This window comes from Nitrospira sp., assembly GCA_035968315.1.
In the GTDB taxonomy this organism is placed as follows: domain Bacteria; phylum Nitrospirota; class Nitrospiria; order Nitrospirales; family Nitrospiraceae; genus Nitrospira_D.
Window position 1 is genome coordinate 138706 of record JAVYIN010000005.1, and the last position, 18961, is coordinate 157666.

Annotated in this window: 11 protein-coding genes; 9 read left to right on the plus strand and 2 right to left on the minus strand. The window is 63.0% G+C overall.

Annotation, left to right across the window (positions count from 1 at the left end; genetic code table 11):
- Positions 1-89 precede the first annotated feature (89 nt).
- The 8 genes from RI101_04325 to RI101_04360 all read left to right on the plus strand — a co-directional run bounded on the left by RI101_04325 (position 90) and on the right by RI101_04360 (position 11998).
- Positions 90-2120, plus strand: coding sequence for a cache domain-containing protein (locus RI101_04325; protein MEC4889266.1), 2031 nt, complete (start codon positions 90-92; stop codon positions 2118-2120).
- Positions 2099-3508 carry a sigma-54 dependent transcriptional regulator gene (locus RI101_04330; protein MEC4889267.1) on the plus strand — a complete coding sequence of 470 codons (1410 nt, stop codon included), beginning with the start codon at positions 2099-2101 and terminating at the stop codon, positions 3506-3508. The genes RI101_04325 and RI101_04330 overlap by 22 nt, the downstream gene beginning before the upstream one ends.
- Positions 3509-3726: 218 nt before the next feature.
- Complete coding sequence (locus RI101_04335) at positions 3727-4926, plus strand: sigma-54 dependent transcriptional regulator (GenBank protein MEC4889268.1); 1200 nt, start codon at positions 3727-3729, stop codon at positions 4924-4926.
- 149 nt (positions 4927-5075) lie between these two features.
- Positions 5076-5252, plus strand: a complete 177-nt coding sequence (locus RI101_04340) for a hypothetical protein (protein ID MEC4889269.1) — start codon at positions 5076-5078, stop codon at positions 5250-5252.
- 150 nt (positions 5253-5402) lie between these two features.
- Positions 5403-10154: a multicopper oxidase domain-containing protein gene (locus RI101_04345; GenBank protein ID MEC4889270.1), complete on the plus strand. Its 4752-nt coding sequence runs from the start codon at positions 5403-5405 to the stop codon at positions 10152-10154.
- Between the two features lie 157 nt (positions 10155-10311).
- Positions 10312-11082 carry a carboxypeptidase regulatory-like domain-containing protein gene (locus RI101_04350; GenBank protein MEC4889271.1) on the plus strand — a complete coding sequence of 257 codons (771 nt, stop codon included), beginning with the start codon at positions 10312-10314 and terminating at the stop codon, positions 11080-11082.
- A gap of 8 nt (positions 11083-11090) precedes the next feature.
- Complete coding sequence (locus tag RI101_04355) at positions 11091-11597, plus strand: hypothetical protein (GenBank protein MEC4889272.1); 507 nt, start codon at positions 11091-11093, stop codon at positions 11595-11597.
- Positions 11594-11998 carry a hypothetical protein gene (locus RI101_04360; protein MEC4889273.1) on the plus strand — a complete coding sequence of 135 codons (405 nt, stop codon included), beginning with the start codon at positions 11594-11596 and terminating at the stop codon, positions 11996-11998. The genes RI101_04355 and RI101_04360 overlap by 4 nt, the downstream gene beginning before the upstream one ends.
- 44 nt (positions 11999-12042) lie before the next feature.
- On the opposite strand, the gene RI101_04365 is transcribed toward RI101_04360, so the two are convergent.
- Together RI101_04365 and RI101_04370 are read right to left on the minus strand one after the other, a co-directional pair.
- The gene (locus tag RI101_04365; GenBank protein ID MEC4889274.1) at positions 12043-12657 is read right to left on the minus strand and encodes a hypothetical protein; all 615 of its coding nucleotides are present in this window, start codon (positions 12655-12657) and stop codon (positions 12043-12045) included.
- 8 nt (positions 12658-12665) lie between these two features.
- Complete coding sequence (locus RI101_04370; protein ID MEC4889275.1) at positions 12666-13547, minus strand: SUMF1/EgtB/PvdO family nonheme iron enzyme; 882 nt, start codon at positions 13545-13547, stop codon at positions 12666-12668.
- A gap of 586 nt (positions 13548-14133) precedes the next feature.
- On the opposite strand from RI101_04370, the gene RI101_04375 reads away from it, so the two are divergent.
- Entirely contained in the window at positions 14134-18864 is a 4731-nt protein-coding gene (locus RI101_04375) for a multicopper oxidase domain-containing protein (GenBank protein MEC4889276.1), read from the plus strand.
- Positions 18865-18961: the final 97 nt, after the last annotated feature.

Sequence of the window (18961 nt, forward strand, 5' to 3'; positions counted from 1 at the left end):
TGACCCGCCGGTCTCCTCCTCATCCCCTTTCGGTGGGCTAGAGTTTTCTTCTGCCTGTTGCTTACAATGCGGTCTGCGGCAGGGGGGCTATGAGAATCCGGACCATTCGCGGACGCATTGTGTTGGCCATCGTGCTGGTGGGTTGTATCCCGCTGGTGATTGGGCTTGTCCTGGCCTATGTGTCGGGCATGCGGTCGCTGCGTGATGTCATCGGCGGCAATCTGCAAGCCGTGGCGGTGCAGGCGGCGGATCGCGTGACCCTGCTGGTGCAGAGCGAGGTGCAGAGCGTCAGGCTGCTGGGCTCCGCCCCGTTGCGTGTCCGCCAGCCGGTGGAGGGAGCCAACCAATCCTACCCTCAGGAGCCGGCATCCGTGCAAGCCGTCATTGCCGAGCGGATGCAGGTGTGGGAACAGGGAGGGGACGGCGCCAGGAGGCTGATGAACGCCGAATTATCCCGGTTCCTCTTGGGCACCAAAGTGCGCGACGGCGACAAAGTTGTCGGCTTGCTGATCGCCGACAAGCACGGGGCGCTGGTGGCCGCGAGTTCCGATCCCGATCATTATGTGTTTGCGAACGAGCCCTGGTGGGCGGCGATTCACGCGGGAGGGGTCGATCAGGTCTATGTCAGCGGGCTGATTCCGGCGCACGAAGGATCGTTCAGGACGCCGGAAGAAACCATCGATATTGCCGTGCCGATTCTGGACGAGCGGCAGCATACGGTGATCGGGGCGGTGAAGGCGTCGTATCGATTCGATACGCTCTTCGCGATGATCAATCAAATCCGGATCGGGCAGACCGGCCATGCGATGCTGTTCGACGCGGCGGGCCATCCGCTGGTCTGCCCGATTCTGCCCCGGCAGGCGCACCGCATTCCCGGCCAGCTCATGTCCATGATCGTCTCGATGCAGCCGGGTTGGGGCATTGCGGAAGATGACGGGCATGGCGGGACGGATACGGTGGTCGGCTTTGCGCCGGTCACCGGCCTTCCGTTGCCCGACAGCTCCTGGCATATCTTCGTGCGTCAGCAACCAGGCGAGAGTTACGCGCCCATTCGGGACCAGTTGCGGAATTTGGCGGTCATTGGCTTGGTGATGCTCGGATTGTTGTGGGCGATGGGCCGCTACGTGGCGTCACGCATTGCGCAGCCGATTCAGATTTTGCAGGCCGGCGTGGAGGCGATCAGCCAGGGCACGTTCGACCGGCCGTTGAATATTCAAACAGGGGATGAGTTCGAGGAACTGGCCGCCGCCGTCCATCGCATGGCCGACCGGCTTAAGGCCTCGCGGGTGGAGCTGGAAACGTTGAATGCCGATCTGGCGCGGCGCGTCGAGGAGAAAACGGCCGAAGTCACGGAGCACATGAAGCAGCTTCAGTTCGCCGAACGGCTGGCGACGCTGGGCAAGGTGGCCAGCGGGATCGCGCATGAAATCAATAACCCCCTGGGGATCATTCTGAACCGGATCGAGTGCATGGAGATCGAGGCCGCGCACTTGGGCGTGTCGGAGGAGCAGCAGCGGGACCTGCTGGCGATCCGCACTCAGGCCGACCGCATTTCACGGATTACGAAGAGCATGCTGGCCTTGTCCCGTGGCGCCGCGACCGTGCTGAAGCCGATCGATGTGAATTGCGTCCTGAAGGCCTGTATCGAGGCGTCGCAGGAACGGGCATCTGCCAAAGGCGTGCGGATCGACGTGGCGCTGTCACCGGAACTGCCGCCGATCATGGGCGACCGTGACCGGATCGAAACGGTGATGATGAATCTGATCAACAATGCGCTCGACGCGGCGAAGGAGGGGGTGCCTCCGGCGCTGGTGACGGTGCAGTCCGAACGCTGTCCGGGGAAAGAGGGCGAGCGAGTGCTGGTGCGCATCAGCGATACGGGCCCTGGCATTCCGGAAGAGATGTTGGGGCGCATCTTCGATCCCTTCTTTACCACCAAGGAAGAAGGCCAGGGCACCGGCTTGGGGCTCTTTCTTAGTTATGGCATCGTCGCCGATCACCGTGGACATCTTGAAATCGAAAACGGCCGGCGCGGGGCCGTGGCGTCCGTGTATCTGCCCGCGCTTGCGCCAGTCAGTGACACGCATCAGGAGGCCGGATGGGAACAGGGAAGATACTGATCGTCGATGATGAAGTCGATGCGCTGGATAACTGCCGCCGCATTTTGAGCCGGTTGGGGTACGACTGCCTGACGGAGCACGATTCGCTGCGCGCCGTGGAGCGGATCAGGCAGGAGCGGCCCGATCTGGTGCTCACGGATCTGCGCATGCCGGGCCTCGACGGCCTCGGTCTGCTGGCCGAGGCCAAACGAGTCGATCCCGCGATCAATGTGGTGCTATTGACCGCCTATGCCACCGTGCAGACGGCCGTGGACTCCATGCGGCATGGCGCGTTGGATTATGTGCTGAAGCCCTATACCAGTAAAAGCCTGGAGGAGGTGGCCAAGCGGGCGTTCGACCAGGCGGAGCCGCCGCGCGCGGCCGAGTCGGTGTCCGAGAGGGGCGCGGGCTGTTCAGACTCCTCCGGCAGGAGCGCCCTTGGGCGCATTCTCGGGCGGAGCCAGGCGATGCAGGACGTGAAGAGTCTGATCGCCAAAGTGGCCAGGACGGATGCGAATATCTTGATCTACGGTGAAAGCGGCACGGGCAAAGAATTGGTGGCTCGCGCGATTCACGATGAAAGCGAGCGGAGGCGCCAGCCGTTCATGCCGCTCGATTGTGTGGCGCTGCCCGACTCCCTGCTGGAATCTGAATTGTTCGGCCATGAAAAAGGGGCCTTTACCGGCGCGCATGCGGCGAAGGCCGGGTTGTTCGAAGTGGCTCACCAAGGCACGGTCTTTCTGGACGAAGTCAGCGGGATGAGCCAGACGCTGCAGTCACGGCTGCTTCGCGTGTTGCAAGAGCGCCATGTCCGTCGCGTGGGCGGCACGCGCTATGCCGACATCGATGTGCGGGTCATTGCCGCCTCCAATCGCGATTTGGAAGAGGCCTGCCGCAAAGGCGAATTTCGGGAGGATCTCTTCTACCGGCTGAACGTGATTCCCATCGTGCTGCCGCCGTTGCGCGAGCGTGACGGCGATGTGCAGGTGCTGGCGCAGGAGTTTCTCGCGCGCTTTCGGGGCCGGGGGCGCGCCGGGTCCGAGGCGGAGCCCGCATTCGATCCATCGGCCATGGCCTGTTTGAAGGCGCATGCCTGGCCCGGCAATGTGCGGGAACTGCAGAATGTGATCGAACGGGTGGCGGCGCTGGCGGATGGCCCGACGATCCGGGTTGAGCATCTCCCGGAGCGGTTGCGCGCAGCGGGAGAATCGGACGAAGCCGAGGCGGAGGAAGCCGCCTCCTACAAGCAGGCCAAGCAGGAAGTGGTCCGGTCGTTTGAGCGGAGCTTTCTGCTGGAGTTGCTGAAACGCCATGGCTGGCACATGAGCCACGCGGCGCAAGAAGCCGGTGTGGATCGCAAGACCATCGAGCGGATGGTCAAGCGGCATGGCCTCCGAGAGCCGGGATGACCGGCCCGTTCCGCGCGACATTCCTGTCCCATTCGATAGGGTAACTCTTCAACATGGGTGCGGCATGGGGCGTGATTGCCCCATGCCGCGTCCTCCTGCCTAGATATTTAGCCAGTTTCGTAGCGGCACTGTATTTGCTCCTTGTTTTGCAGGAGCGGACGGCAGCGTGCGTTCCTCTTGGCAGCTGAGCCAGTTGCGGACATGGAGCGAATCGGACGATGGCGGCGGAAAAAATTATGATTGTGGACGATGAGCCGGAGGCGATCGAAAATTGCCGGCGGCTCTTGAGCCGGTCCCGGTATACCTGCGTGGTGGAAGCCGATGCGCAGCGGGCGCTGGCGGTGCTCGAGCGCGAGCGCCCGCAAGTATTGCTGACGGACCTTCGGATGCCGGGCCTCGATGGCCTGGCCTTGTTGAAAGCCGCGAAGCGCATCGATCCCAGGATCAAGGTCGTGCTGCTGACCGCCTATGCCTCGCTGCAGACGGCGGTGGCCTCCATGCGGCATGGCGCATTCGATTATCTGGCCAAGCCGTTCACCGGGAAAGAATTGCGCAGTGTGATTCGGCGGGCGCTGGGAGCTGAAGGGGGAGAGGCCATCGAACCGGCGCCCGCCGGGCTGCCTCGCCCTTCATGGGGCAGTCCGCTTTCCGCTGCCGAGCCGGTCTTGGCGGGACGGGGGCCAGAGATGCAGGCGGTGCGGGCCGCGATTGAACTGGTGGCGGAAACCGAAGCGGCGGTATTGCTCACCGGAGAACGCGGCACCGGCAAAGCCCGCATGGCTCGCGTGATCCATGCCGGCAGTCTCCGCCGCGCCAAGCATGTGGTGTCTGTCGATTGCGTGACGTCCAGCGACGCGCTGCTGGACGGGGAACTATTCGGCAGCCATTCATTATCCGGCGTCAGTGTCGACCGGGCGGGATTGCTGGAGTCCGCGGACGGCGGCACCCTGTTCCTGGATGAAGTGGGCGGTCTCAGTTTGCGGCTGCAAGCCAAGCTCTTGCGGGCGCTGAAAGAGCGCCGGGCCAGACGGGTGAACGGCGGCCTGTATTATTCCGTAGATACCCGGGTGGTGGCGTCGTCCTCGAGGAATCTCCAAGCTGCGTGCGGGGAGGGCGCGTTTCGAGAGGATCTCTATCAGCATCTCAACGTGGTGCCGATCGCGGTGCCGCCGCTGCGCCAGCGGCTGGAAGACATCGATCAACTCTCGCGTCTCTTCATGGAGCCGTTCTGGCTTCGCAAGCAGCAGCCGCTGCCGGCGGTGTTCGGATTTGCGCCGGAGGCGCTGGCGAAGCTGTGCCGGTATGCCTGGCCGGGCAATCTGCAAGAACTCCAGCAGGTGGTGGAGCGGGCCTTCGTGCTGGCTGATGGGCCGCTTTTCGACAGCACCTCTCTTCCGGACCATCTTCAAACTCTATAGAGCCTCTCCCTCCATCACCGCCTGGTGCAAGGTGATGTGCGCGTGATGTGTGCTGCTCCGCTACAGTTTGCCTCCGGCGTCTGCTTAAAACGATAGACAGCGTTATCTAATTGATTTCATTTCATTCTGGAAGGATGCGATCCCGCGCCGTGGGACGGGATCGTCCCATCGCTGCGCGAGGGGCCGGTGTGCCTGTCACGGCGCCACGGCGTGCCAACGGCGCTGTGCGAGCGGCGATTATCTCTTTGCGCGAGGGCGGCACCGATATTGCGCTGCTGCACGGGCACTGGTGGTGGCGCAGGTTGTTCGGACCGGCCTCTGAATAGCCCGCATCTTGATGGATGCCCATCACCAGCATTACTCCATGCGGGACGGTGCGAGAGGAGGTCTGCCGGCCCGCCAGCGTTCGGTGTGTGTCCAGGATCGGTTAACACGCCGTGCCGAAGCACCACGGCGATGGAAAGGGAGGCCCTTGTATGAGAACGGTATCGGGCTCGCATCGGCGGCGCGCGCGGCGCGTGGCTGCCGGTCTGCCTGCTGCATTGCTCGCGAGCAGTCTGCTGAGCGCTCCGCTGGGTCTGGCGCTGGATCAGCACAGCCACCATGGCGGAAGCGGAGAGGCATCGTCGGAAAAGGTTATTTATCGGGAAGGCGGATCGGTCCTGCACGACCGCATGATGGAGGAGGTGAAACGGCAGCAGGAGTTTGTCGGACAGAAGGGGGCGTATAGCACCGGGGCCAACAGCCACATGCTGCAGCAAGGCGTGCTGCTGGTGGCGGAGGATCCGGCGAAAGTGGCCGTGAACAACGGACAGCGCTGTCCGTCGAACGCGCCGGTGAAGGAGTATCACGTTTCCGCGATCAATATCGAAATTACCCTCAGCCGGTTCCTGGACTATTTCCCCGGCTACATGTACGTGCTGACCGAGAACGTCGAGAAGGCGCGCGCCGAAGAAGCCGCGAACAAGGCGGCGCGGGACAAGGACAACGATCCCGGCGCCGTGTCGAACGGCCTGCAGGGAGACATCATCCAGCCGCTCGTAATTCGGGCCAACCAGGGCGACTGCCTGAAGCTCATGCTGCACAACGGGATCAATGAGGAAGCGACCAATCTGGTCATCAACGGCTCGTCGATGGTCGTATCGGCGACGGGAAAACCCGCCACGCCGGTCAATCCCGAGGCGACAGTCCCCGCCGGAGGCCAGCAGAGTTTCGAATGGTACATCAAGCCGGATACGCAGGAAGGCGCTCGGTTTTTCCGCTCGCATGCCTCGCGCGAACAGTTCAATCAGGGGCTGATCGGCATGCTCGTCGTGGAGCCGCGCGGCTCGCGCTATCTCAGCCCGTTCGACGGCAAGCCCATGGCGAGCGGGTGGGAGGCGATGATCGAGGATCCCAATGGCGCGGACTTCCGCGAGTTCGCGATTTTCTATCATGAAGCCGGTGACGAAGCGTTCCGCCTGTTGGACAAGAAAGGCGACATGCTCCCGCAGCGCGATCCCCACACCGATTCGTACCGTCCGGGCGCGCGTTTGCTGAACTACCGCAGCGAGCCGCACGGCACGCGCATCGAATTGCAGGCCCACATGGGCTTCTACGGGGACGAGTCGATGGCTTACGGCTCCTACACGTTCGGCGATCCGGCCACGACGATCCCCCGGTCCTATCTCGGCGATCCGGCCAAGTTCCGGATGGCGGGCGGATCGGAGATCGTGCATTCGCACCATCTGCACGGCGGGTCCATCCGCTGGGCGCGCCAGCCGGGCAACAGCACCCTCGACTTCGCGGCCTCCAGCAACGGGCCGGTGAAGTTCCCGCTGATCAGCGACACGTCGGATCGGTTGGACGTCCAGTCCATCGGGCCGACAGAGATTTACGATCAGGTGATCGAAGGCGGCTCGGGCGGCTTGCAGGCGCTGGCCGGCGAGTTCGTGTTCCATTGCCACATTCCCCAGCATTATGTGACCGGGATGTGGGGGTTCTGGCGCGTGTATAACACGTTGCAGGCGCCGGGCTTCCAGACCGACGTCATGAAGCCGCTGGTGGAATTGCCGGACCGGGTGGGCCGGATGAAGACGGGCGCGACCAGTGACAAGCTGGTCGGCACCATGGTCGATTGGTACGGCGGCAAGAAGTTCGAGATCACCAAGGACAAGACGGATTGGAACGCCACTCCGGCCAAGGTGTCCGTGAAGGATTGGGTCGAAATGCAGCTGCCGCCGCAAGGGCAGCCGGGCCACAAGAAGACGGAAAAAGAACAGACCCTGGCGTACGATTCCACCGTGAACGACTGGGCGTGGGACGGCGCCAAGGCGCTCAGCGAACCGGAGACCTCGTACGAATGGGTGAACTACAAGTCGGCGACGCCGGGCAAGCGGCAGGAGATCCTCTTCGATCCGAAGAGCGGAAAGCTCTCCTGGCCCTGGCTGCGTCCGCATCTGGGCCGGCGCGTGCCCTTCTCGCCGAGCCACAGCGGCGCGCCGTGGCTGGAGCCGATCCATCGCCGCGATGACGGCAGCAATTCGACCGAGCCGGCCAAGCCGGGAGAAAACGGGCCTTGGAGCCTGTGCCCGGTGGGCGCGCCGGTGAAGTCGTTCAACATCCATGCGATCACGCTGCCGATCACGTTGAAAAAGGCGACGGCCAAGACTCCGGCCATCGTCGATCCCAACGGGTTGCTGTACGTGCTCCATGAAGAGGAGCAGGACGTCCGCAAGAATCCGGCGAAGCAGTTCCCGCTCGTGATTCGCGGCAATGTGCAGGATTGCATCGATGTCGTCTACAAGAGCGAGCTGAAGGACGACGAGCGGCAAGGGTTCTCCAGCAAGACGAACCTGCATCCGCACATGTTCCAGTTCGATACGCAGGCGTCGGACGGCCCGATCATCGGGTTCTCGTACGAAATGTCCCTGCGGCCCTTCACCATCCTGAAGGACGAGCACCCCGGCAAGGGAATGCCGGTCCCGATGAACACGACGCTGGACGCCGACGCCCCCAAGGGCTCGACCAGCATCAAGGTGAAGGATGCGTCCCGGTACCACGTCAAGACCGAGCTGGGCGTGGGCATGGACGACGTGGGTGGATTCGAGTCCGCCCGCATCAGCAAGATCGAGGGCAACACGATCACCTTCGAGCGGCCGTTGAAACACGACCACAAGAAGGGCGAGATCGCGTCGGTCGAATGGATTCGCGAGCGCTGGTATGTGGACGCCGATTTCGGCACCACCTTCTGGCACGACCATGTGTTCGGCCTGGACGGGTGGGGCCACGGCTTCTACTCCACGTTCATCGCCGAGCCGCCGCGGTCCACGTATCATGATCCGGTGACGGGGAAGGAGTTGCGCAGCGGGCCGGTGGCCGACATTCACACCACCGAGCCGGTGTCCGCGCATATCCGCGGCTCGTTCCGCGAGATCGTGACGCAGGTCATGGATTCCAATCCCCGGACGGCCGAATTGATTACGGCCGATAATCCGCAAGTCAAAGTGGGCGCGGTGTCCGTGGACGGCACGCCGTCCGCGGTCTATCCGGACAAGCTCAATGTGTCGCCGATGAAGTTCTTGAACGGCGGCGAGGCCACCACCGGGAGCGGCTACAACATGCGTGTCGAGCCGCTGTCCGTGCGGCTGGCGAACAATCCCGATCCGTCGCAGCTCTTCAGCAGCCGGATCCACGGCGATCCCGAGACCCCGATGCTCAGGGCCTATCTCGGCGATCCGGTGGTCGTGCGGCTGATCGAAGGGTCGGCGAACGAAGTGCATTCCTGGCACATCAGCGGGCACTGGTTCCCGATGGAGCGCTATAGCAAGAACTCCATCCCCCGGAGCACGCTGCATGTGGTGATCGGCGAACGGTACGACGCGGCGATCCCAGCGGCGGGCGGACCGCAGCAGATGGCGGGCGACTACCCGTATTACAGCGGGCGCGCGTCGCATTTCGCCGAAGGGAGCTGGGGCCTCTTCCGGGTGCTCGACAAGGCGGATGCGACGTTGCAGCCGCTGCCGGGCCGCTCGGAGATTCCGCAGTCGGCCAAGTCGGTCTGTCCGGCCGATGCGCCGGTGAAGACCTTCAATGTGGCCGCCATCGACAAGGCCATCCGCTACCACAAGGGCACGCCCGGTACGATGGAGGTGGACTTGGAGCGCAAGATGGTGCTCGCCAACGAGCGCGGCAAGATGTACGTGCTCGAAGGCGAGAAGGCGCAGGTCGTCTCGGGCAGTCTCGATCCGAGCCCGTTGACGCTGCACGTGAACGTGGGCGATTGCATCAAGGTCATGCTCAAGAACGAGATGGCCAAGGAGCGGGCCGGGTTCCATGTGGACAACCTGGCGTACGATCCGAAGGAGTCCATGGGCATCAATGCCGGCAACAATCCGGGCGACCAGACCGTGGCCCCGGGGCAGAGCCGGCTGTACACGTACTACGCCCATCCGGAGTTCGGCGAGAATGCCGCGCTGATTCAGGATTGGGGGAATGTGGCCGAGAATCCGCGGAACGGGCTCTTCGGCGCCATCGTGATCGGGCCGAAGGGATCGCAGTACCGGGATCCGGTGACCGGCGACGATCTCGCGCAGAAGAGTTCCTGGCGCGCGGATGTGCTGGTGGACCGGAACGTGCCGGGGAACGAAACCCGGCAGGACTACCGGTCGTTTGCGTTGCTCTTCCAGGATGAAGACAACATCATCGGCACCAGCTTCATGCCGTACATCCAAAAGGTGGCCGGTGTGACGGCGGTGAATTACCGGTCCGAGCCGACGGATTACCGGACCGAGAAAGGCTGCGCGTACAGCGAGGTGCTGTCCTGCGTGAAGACGGGCGACCAGCCGGTGACGCCGAACATCGCGGCGCACGTCGGCGATCCGGTCGTGATTCACGTGCTGGGCGCCTTCAGCGAGCAGGTGCAGCTGTTCAGTGTGTCGGGTCATGAGTGGAAGCATGAGCCCTACATGAGCGGGGCGGACCTCGTGAGCACCATGGAGTTCGGCGGTGCCGAGGTCATCAATGCCTGGCTGCATGGGGGAGCCGGAGGCCCGAACGGGATTCCGGGCGACTACCTGTGGCTGAACCAGCGGCCGGGCTATCTCGATGCCGGACACTGGGGCACGCTGAAAGTGCTGGACCGCGACAGCCGCGCGATTCTGCCGTTGGGCGGAGCCGCGCCGGCCACGAAACAGGCGGAGCAGCCGGCTCCGATTCAGTCCGTGCCGGTCGCGATGAAGACCAACTAGCTTCACGCGGAGCAGCGTTGGCACGCGGGGGAATCCGGCCGTAGCAATACCGGATTCCCCCGTTTCCTTATCCGGCCGGGAGAGGCGCCAGGAGCGCAACGGGCTTGGCGAACGTCCGGCCACTATTCACGACAAACCTGAGGGTGAGGAGGTGCAGGTGAAACGGTCGATGATGTGGGCATCGCTGACGTTATGGGCGATCGGAAGCATGGGCATGAGCGGAACGGGCGCGGCGGCGGTCTATGAAACGGGTGCCGTGACAGATGGGGCGGTGGTGCGGGGGACGGTGACGCTGAAGGGCGCGGCGCCGGAGCCGAAATCCTTCGAGCTGCGCCGGTATCCGGACCGCGTCTTCTGCGGGGCCTTGTCTACCGGAGATGGATACCGGCAGCTCAAGGAAGTGTTTGCCGGAGAACAGGGCGGGATCAAAGACGTAGTGATCGTGGTGGAGGGGGTCGCCAAAGGCAAACCGTTCACGGGGAGCGATGCGCAAGTGGAGGCCAATGTCTGTCAGTTTCTGCCGTTCGTGACAGTGATCAACGACAAGCGGCAGCTGACGGTGATCAACCGCGACCCGGTGTCGCATGACATTCAAGGCTACACCTATGATCAGTCCGGAGTGGACATCGTGCTCCACCGGCCGTCATTGAAAGCGACCGGGACGACCGAGACGGTCAATCTGGTCAAGGGGCGGAAGGTGTTCACGATGCAATGCGGCGTGCATCCCTATATGCAGAATTGGGGCTATGCGGTCGATCATCCCTATTATGCCGTGACGGGCCTGGATGGAGGATTCTCCATCGGCGAGGTGCCGCCAGGGACCTATCGGATCAAGGCCTGGCATCCGGCGTTGGGTGAACAGGAGCGGGAGATCGTGGTAGAACCGAACGGGACCGTGCAGCTCGATCTTTCCTTTGAGGCGAAGTGAGGCAGTTTATGATGCGGGTGATCGTGGCGATGGGAGTGGCGGCGCTGGCCGGTCTGTGCTCAGCCGGCGTTTTGCCGGCAGCGGATGTTGTGCCAGCGGGGCGGGTCGAGGTGGTCTTGGCGAATGAGCATCGCGCGCATCAGGCCGAGATCGTGGAGGCGTTCGCCGCGTCCGGCCTCACGAATCTGCATGTGCAATTCATGAAGGCGGGGAAGCCGCCGGCGAATATCGGGTTCGGTCCCAAGGTGGCGGTCGAACGGGCTCAGGCGGCCATGCGGATGGCCAAGCAATACAACGGGGGGATCGCGGTGTTGCTGCCGGAGCGGCTGTTCCCCGATCAGTATGTGACGATCGCGTCGTCCAGTTTCGACGACACGGTGGAATATCCGGTCAGCGAGGAGGCGCTCAAGGAATTGGAGCGTCCAGGGCTGACGACGGAGCAGTTTCATGAACTCTATCGCCGGCTCACGCCGGCGGAACATGTGCCAGTCAAGAAAGGCCGGGTATTCGAATGAGAGCTATTGCATTGTACGGGGCCGCCATGGGATGGGCGATGGCGGCGTCCCTGGCGTGGGCCGGGGTGCTGGCCGACCTTCAGGAACATGGGAAGGCCATGATCAAGGATGCCGAGGAGATGGTGATGCATGGCGGCATGGGTGACGGAAAAGCCATCGTGCACCATTGCGGCGAGGTGGCGAATCATGCGGCGGCGATTCTGAAGCTCTTGCCTCCGTCGGACGAGCATGGGAAAGAGGCCGCGCCGCTCCTGAAGGAAGCCATTGCACACTGTGCGCGCGTGGCCGAGATGGGGGCCAGGGTCGATCCCGGCGCCAGTTTGAATCCCGCCGTCAAGGCGCGGGCCGCCGCCCGTGCGGCGATGAAGCATCTCAAAGAGGTCCGCGAGCACGGCGCATAATTACCTGTTTGTGCATGGTGAGGGGCAGCTTCAAAACATAACCGTTAGCGCTGGCCCTCTTTCTGCACGAATGGGCTCACGGCATTTTGGTCCCGTCCCGGCTGATAGGTCTCCAGCATTTGCGTGACCAGCGGCAGCACCTCCCCCTGTGCGCTGACCGGCACTTTGATCCGCACGCCGCGTCCTTCATTCCGTCCCAGGGTAAAGATGTGGACCTCCAGCATGGCGGTCTGGTGTTCGTCCTGATAGGTGAAGGCCAGGCGCTTGGCGGGAAATCCGCCCAGCGTCGTCTCCTGCTCCTTCTGCCAGGCTAGCGCCGTCTTCTTCTTCTCAAAGATCTCCGTGATGATGCGGCGGTGCGCGGCCGTGAATTCGTCGAGCGTCTGCCGCTTGTCCTGGCTCGTTCCCTCCAGGAGGTTCATGTGGCCGGAGAGGGCGACGAGGCTGTGCTCGGTTGGCGGCTGAAAGGTAATGCCAATGCCGTCCGGCAGCGGATTGCCGAGTTTCCAGGTGTCGGAATAGCGGACGGAAAATCCGAAGCGGGCGTTGGTATAGCTTCTCCAGCCAGGATGTTCGCGGTCTGGCGTGGCGGCTGACCATGCCGGCGTCATCGCGCCGAGGCTGAGTCCAATCGCAAGCAACAGACAAATCCTGTACATAGCGGTCCTCATGGTGTCGGGAGGGTGGAGGGAGCGGCGGAGCGCGCGCAGCGAAATCCGATCGTGGGCGACCGTTGCTCCAGTGGCGCGCCGCTTCTGGTCGCGGCGCGCAGCAGGGCGGGCGTGCTTTTCCACGACCCGCCGCGAGCGACCTTATATCGTCCGGTGGCCGGCCCGGATGGATTCCGTTCCGGCATGGTCATGTAGTAGTCGATGCCGAACCAGTCTTCAACCCATTCGGCGGCATTGCCCGCCATGTGGTGCAGGCCATAGGGGCTGCGGCCGGCCTCTCCGGCGGACACGGATGTCACGAGCGGAATCTCGTGGGCATGATAGTGCCCGAACGTGGCCAGGGCCGGCGTTGGCGGCTGCGATCCCCATGGAAAGAGATTGCCCTGCTCCCCCCGCGCGGCTTTTTCCCACTCGGCTTCGGTCGGGAGCCGTTTCCCCTGTGCATGGCAAAACTCCGAGGCCTCCGTCCAGGTGGCATAGAGGGCCGGCCAGCGGGCCACGGTGTCAGAACGAATCGCATGGACGGTGGTCACATGGTCGATCAGCTTGTGCAGCTCGCCGGGAATCGGACGCTGCTGTTGTATCAGCCATCCGAGATATTCGCTCAGGCTGACTTCATCCCGGTCGATCTCGTAGCGGTCCAGCCAGATGCGGCGCTGCGGCTGTTCGGTGTCGTCATATTGGAGTGCGAGGCTGAAGGCCTCATGGCCGGTGCGAGTGGTGCCCATGAGAAAGAAGCCCTCCGCAACCGCCATCATCGGCGACGGGCTGGCTTGTGCGGCGATCGCGGCGACAGAATCCTGCCGTGCCGCCAAAGCGGAGGCGGGTGTGGCGAGGATGGCAAGGCTGAGGAGCAGGATGCTGAGCGCAAGGTTCATAATGCTCTGTGAGGCCGCTGTCGATTGCCGTCTGTGGGGTGATGGTGCTGAATGAGCCTCGGGGCGATCGTCTCAATGACACGGCCGGGCGCCACTATAATGCGCGTTCTCGTCCGGCACAAGATGGCGAAACGGATTTTGCGTCAGTCTTTTCCCATGCGGATTCATCAGACGGCAATGGGGCGTGTGCGCCCCACTCAGGCATGCGCCCTTAGATTTGCATACATCCCATAACATCAGCACGTTAGGATAGTTTCCCTGCTATGAAATGGGGACTGTGCGCCCCATTTCCGCATCTGATCGATTCTGCCGAGAAGCCGGAATAGCCATAAAACACCAGGAATGTCCTCTTCCGAACGGAGGGAACGCAATTTGCTCTGGGAAGCGCGTGCCTTCGTGTGCAAAGGCGATTCGGCGCGTGACAGTTATGACAGCATTGTCTGGTGAAGGAGCGGGAAAGAAAGGACCGGCCTCCTGACAATCCCTCCGATGCAAGTTGGCCTTCACCAGACTCTCCATATTCTGTAGTGGGCGCAGTGTCAGTGGGCGTGAACCATGTGCGGACTGTAAGGAGGAGGCCGAACGTATGGGTTCTTCAAGGAAGTGGGTTCGAGCAGGTGTCTTAGGCCTGTCAACCTGCCTCGGCTTAGCCGGGGCGGTGGCGGCCGGGGCGGCAGTGTCCCATGAGGGGCATGACGCCGCGGAGGGGGCGGCGGTGCATCAGTCCGCCGGTCCGATGCTGCAGGACAGAATGTCCAAGGCCATCGAGCAGATTGAGCGGCAAGTGAAGTCGAGCGGGCCGTTCCAAGGGGCCAGCGCTCATGCGATGCAGCAGGGCGTCTTGCTGGTGGCCGACGATCCTGACAAGGTGCAGGTCACGCAGGGCGGCCGATGCCCCGCGAATGCGCCGGTGCGGAAGTATGACGTCACGGCGATGAACGTGGAAATCTCCGTGAACCGGTTCGGCGATTTCTATCCGGGCTACATGTACACCTTGACGGAGAATGTCGCCGGGGTGCGCGAGGAAGAGAAGAAGAACCGGGCGGCGCGGGACACCGATGATCCGACCTTCGCAGGCGGGGGGGCATTGTCCAATGGATTGCAGGGCGATTTGATTCAGCCCTTGGTGCTTCGGGCGAACCAGGGCGATTGCGTGAAGATGACCTTGCGCAATCAGATCGAGGGCGAAGCCACGAACATGATCATCAACGGGTCTCAGATGCTGGTGGCCAGCACGGGGAAGCCCGCTTCCGCGACCAATCCGGACGCCTTGGTGGCGCCGGGCAAGAGCGGAGAGTTCGAATGGTACATTCCGATCGATATGCAGGAAGGCGGACGGGCGTTTCATAGCCATGCGAGCCGGGATCAGTATTCGCTCGGCATGATCGGGTCATTTGTCGTGGAGCCCCGCGGCTCGCGGTTCTTGAGCCCGTTCACGGGCGAGGAAATGTCGAGCGGCTGGGAGGCCATGATCGATGTGGCCGGCGGCTCGGACTTCCGCGAATTCGTGATTTTCTATCATGAAGCGGGCGACGAAACGTTCCGCCTGTTGGATCGCAAGGGCGACATGCTGCCCCAGCGCGATGCCCACACGGACACCTATCGTCCGTCGGCGCGTTTGCTGAACTATCGCAGCGAGCCGCATGGCGAGCGGTTGGAATTGCAGGCGCATTTGATCGGCTTTGCCGATGAATCGCAGGGCTATGGATCGTACACCTTTGGCGATCCGGTCACGACGATTCCGCGCTCCTATCTGGGCGATCCGGCCAAGTTCCGCATGGTCGGCGGATCGGAAATCGTGCACTCGCACCATCTGCACGGCGGATCCATCCGCTGGGCCAGACAGCCCGGCACCAGCCGTCTTGATCCGACCTTGTCCAAGAACGGCCCGGTGAAGTTCCCGCCGATCAGCGATGTCTCGGATCGGTTGGACGTGCAATCCATCGGTCCGTCCGAGATCTACGACGAAGTGATCGAAGGCGGTTCGGGCGGCTTGCAGGCGCTGGCCGGCGAGTTCGTGTTCCATTGCCACATTCCGCAGCACTATGTGACGGGCATGTGGGGATTCTGGCGCGTGTACAACACGCTGCAGGCGCCGGGCTTCCAGAATGACGTGATGAAGCCGCTGGTGGAATTGCCTGACCGCAAGGGCAAGATGAAGGCGTCGGTCACCTCCGACAAGCTGGTGGGGACGCTGGTGGATTGGTATGGCGGCAAGAAGTACGAGATCACGAAGGACAAGACCGATTGGAAGGCCAATCCGGTGAAGGTGTCGATCAAGGATTGGGTCGAGTACATGCTGCCGCCGCAGGGCTTGCCGGGCAACACCGAAGATCAGGTGCTGCAGGCGAAGGCCAACGATGCGACGGTGGTGAACTGGAAGTGGGACGGCTTCCGGGCGATGAATGAGCCGGAGACGCCGCACCGCTGGGCGGACTATTGGTCGGCCACGCCGAATGAGCGGCCGGCGATCACGTTCGATCCGCAAACCGGGAAGCTCGCGTTCCCGTGGCTGCGCCCGCATCTCGGGAAGCGGCCTCCGTTCGCGCCGAACCATGGCGGCGCCCCCTGGCTGGAGCCCTTCCACGTCCGTGAGGACGGCACGAAGAGCACCGAGCCGGCCAAGCCGGGCGAACAGGGCCCCTGGAGCCTCTGTCCGGAAGGCGCCCCGCGCAAGCAGTTCAACATTCATGCGATCACGCTGCCGATTACCTTGAAGAAAGCGACGCCCAAGACCGCGGCGATCGTCGATCCGATCGGGATGCTGTACGTGTTGCATGAGGAAGAGGAAGAAGTCCGCAAGAATTACGAGAAGCAGGTGCCGCTCGTGATTCGCGCGAACGTGCACGATTGCGTGGACGTGATCTACAAGAACGAAGTGCCGGATGACGCCCGCACGGGTTGGGCGAACAAGATCAATCTGCATCCGCATTTCTTCCAGTTCGATACGAGCGCGTCGGACGGACCCACGATCGGGTTCTCCTACGACATGTCGCTGCGCGCCTTCACGATGTTGAAGGATCCGGAGCCTGAGAAGGGCATGCCGGTGCCGGCGAACAGCGTGTTGACCGCGGACAGCAAGGCGGGGGCGTCCAGCATCACGGTGTCGGATGCGTCCCGGTACCATGTCAACACCGAATTGGGTGTGGCCATGGACGATCCGAAGTATTTTGAAGTGGCCCGTATCAAGGCGATCAAGGGGAAGACCATTACCTTTGACCGTCCCTTGAAGTACGCCCATCGGAAGAACGATATCGCGAGCGTGGAGTTCATCCGCGAGCGCTGGTATCTGGACGTCGATCTGGGCACCGTGTTCTGGCACGACCATGTGTTCGGCACGGATACCTGGGGCCATGGGCTGTTCTCCGCATTGATCACCGAGCCGCCGCGGTCGACGTATCATGACCCGGTCACCGGCAAGGAACTGCGGAGCGGTCCGATCGCGGACATCCACACGCTGGAGCCGGTCTCGGCCCACGTGCGGGGCAGCTTCCGCGAAGTGATCATGCATATCGTGGACAGCAATGCACGGGCGGCCGAGTTGATCACCACCGACAATCCGCAGGCCCGCATGGGCGCGGTGACGGTGGACGGGCCTCCGTCGCATCAGTTCCCGGAGAAGATCAACAAGTCTGCCATGACGTTCCTGAACGGCGGCGAAGCGACGACGGGCGGCGGCTACAGCATGCGCGTGGAGCCGTTGAGCGTGCGTTTGGCGAACAATCCGGATCCGTCGAAGCTGTTCGTGTCCGGCATTCACGGCGATCCGGAGACTCCGTTGCTGCGGGCCTATCTCGGCGATCCGATCCTGGTTCGGGCGCTGGTGGGTTCAGCCAACGAAGTGCATACCTGGCACGTGACGGGCCATTGGTTCCCGATGGAGCGCTATGCCGCGACGGCCATGCCGCGCAGCACCGTGCACCTCGTGATCGGCGAGCGGTATGACCCGGCGATTCCCGCCGCGGGCGGACCGCAGCAGATGGCGGGCGACTACATGTACTACAGTGGCCGCGCCTCGCATTTCGCCGAAGGCAGCTGGGGCCTCTTCCGCGTCTTCGATGAAGCGCAGAAGGATTTGAAGCCGCTGCCGAACCGTGAAGAGATTCAGAAGTCGGCGCCGTCCGTCTGTCCGGCGGATGCGCCGGTGAAGTCGTTCAACGTGTCCGCGATCGATCATCACATCCGGTACCACGATCAGGCGCCGGAGATGATGGAAGTGGACCTTGAGCGGAAGATGGTGCTGGGCAATCCGAACGGGAAGATCTACGTCCTCGAATCGGATCGTGACCAGGTGAAGTCTGGCGCCGTGAAGGCGAGCCCGCTCACGCTGCACGTGAACGTCGGGGATTGCGTCAAGATCAACCTGAAGAACGAAATGGCCAAAGAACGGGCCGGGTTCCACGTCGATATGATGGCGTTCGACCCGAAGGACTCGTTCGGCGGCAACATCGGCAAGAACGCCGGCGATCAAACGATCGCCCCGGGCCAGAGCAAGACGTATACGTACTATGCTCACCCGGAATACGGCGAATTGGCCGCCCTGATCCAGGATTGGGGCAACGTGGTGGAAAATCCGCGCAACGGCCTCTTCGGGTCCATCATCGTCGGTCCGAAGGGTTCGCGCTATCGCGACCCGATCACCGGCGAGGATATCACCATGAAGAGCAGCTGGCGCGCGGACGTGCTGGTGGATCGCACGATCCCCGGCAACGACAATCGCAAGAACTACCGCGATTTCTCGTTGATGTTCCAGGACGAGGATAACATCGTGGGCGTCAGCTTCATGCCCTACATCCAGCAAGTGGCGGGTATTTCGGCGGTGAACTACCGTTCGGAACCCACCAACTGGCGCGTGGAGAAGGGGTGTGAGATTGTCGGGTCCTTTGCCTGCACCAAGGCGGGCGAGGAGCCGGTGACGCCGACGCTGCAGGCCCATGTGGGTGACCCGGTGGCGATTCACGTGCTCGGCGCCTTTAGCGAGCAGGTGCAGTTGTTCACCGTGGAAGGCCACGAGTGGCCGCACGAGCCGTACATGGTGGGCGCCGATCAGGTCGGCACCATGGAGTTCGGCGGTTCTGAAGTGATCAATGCGTATCTCACCGGTGGCGCGGGCGGGCCGAACAAGCTCGCCGGCGACTACATGTGGAAGAACCAGCGTCCGGCGTTCGCCAATGCCGGTCAGTGGGGGCTCTTCCGCGTGCTGCCACTCGGCGATCAGAAGATCCTCTCGTTGAACGCGCATGCTCAGGCCGGCAAGACGGCGGAGCGCGCGATCGACGGCGGGGCGCTCTTCCGGACGTCGTCGGCAGGTCGGTAAGCAAGACTGTGGCGGGGCGCGGGGATGTCCCTGCGCCCCGCTCGCACATGTGCCAGGCCGGTCAAAATCACTCAATCTCATGGGGGAGCGTTCTGGC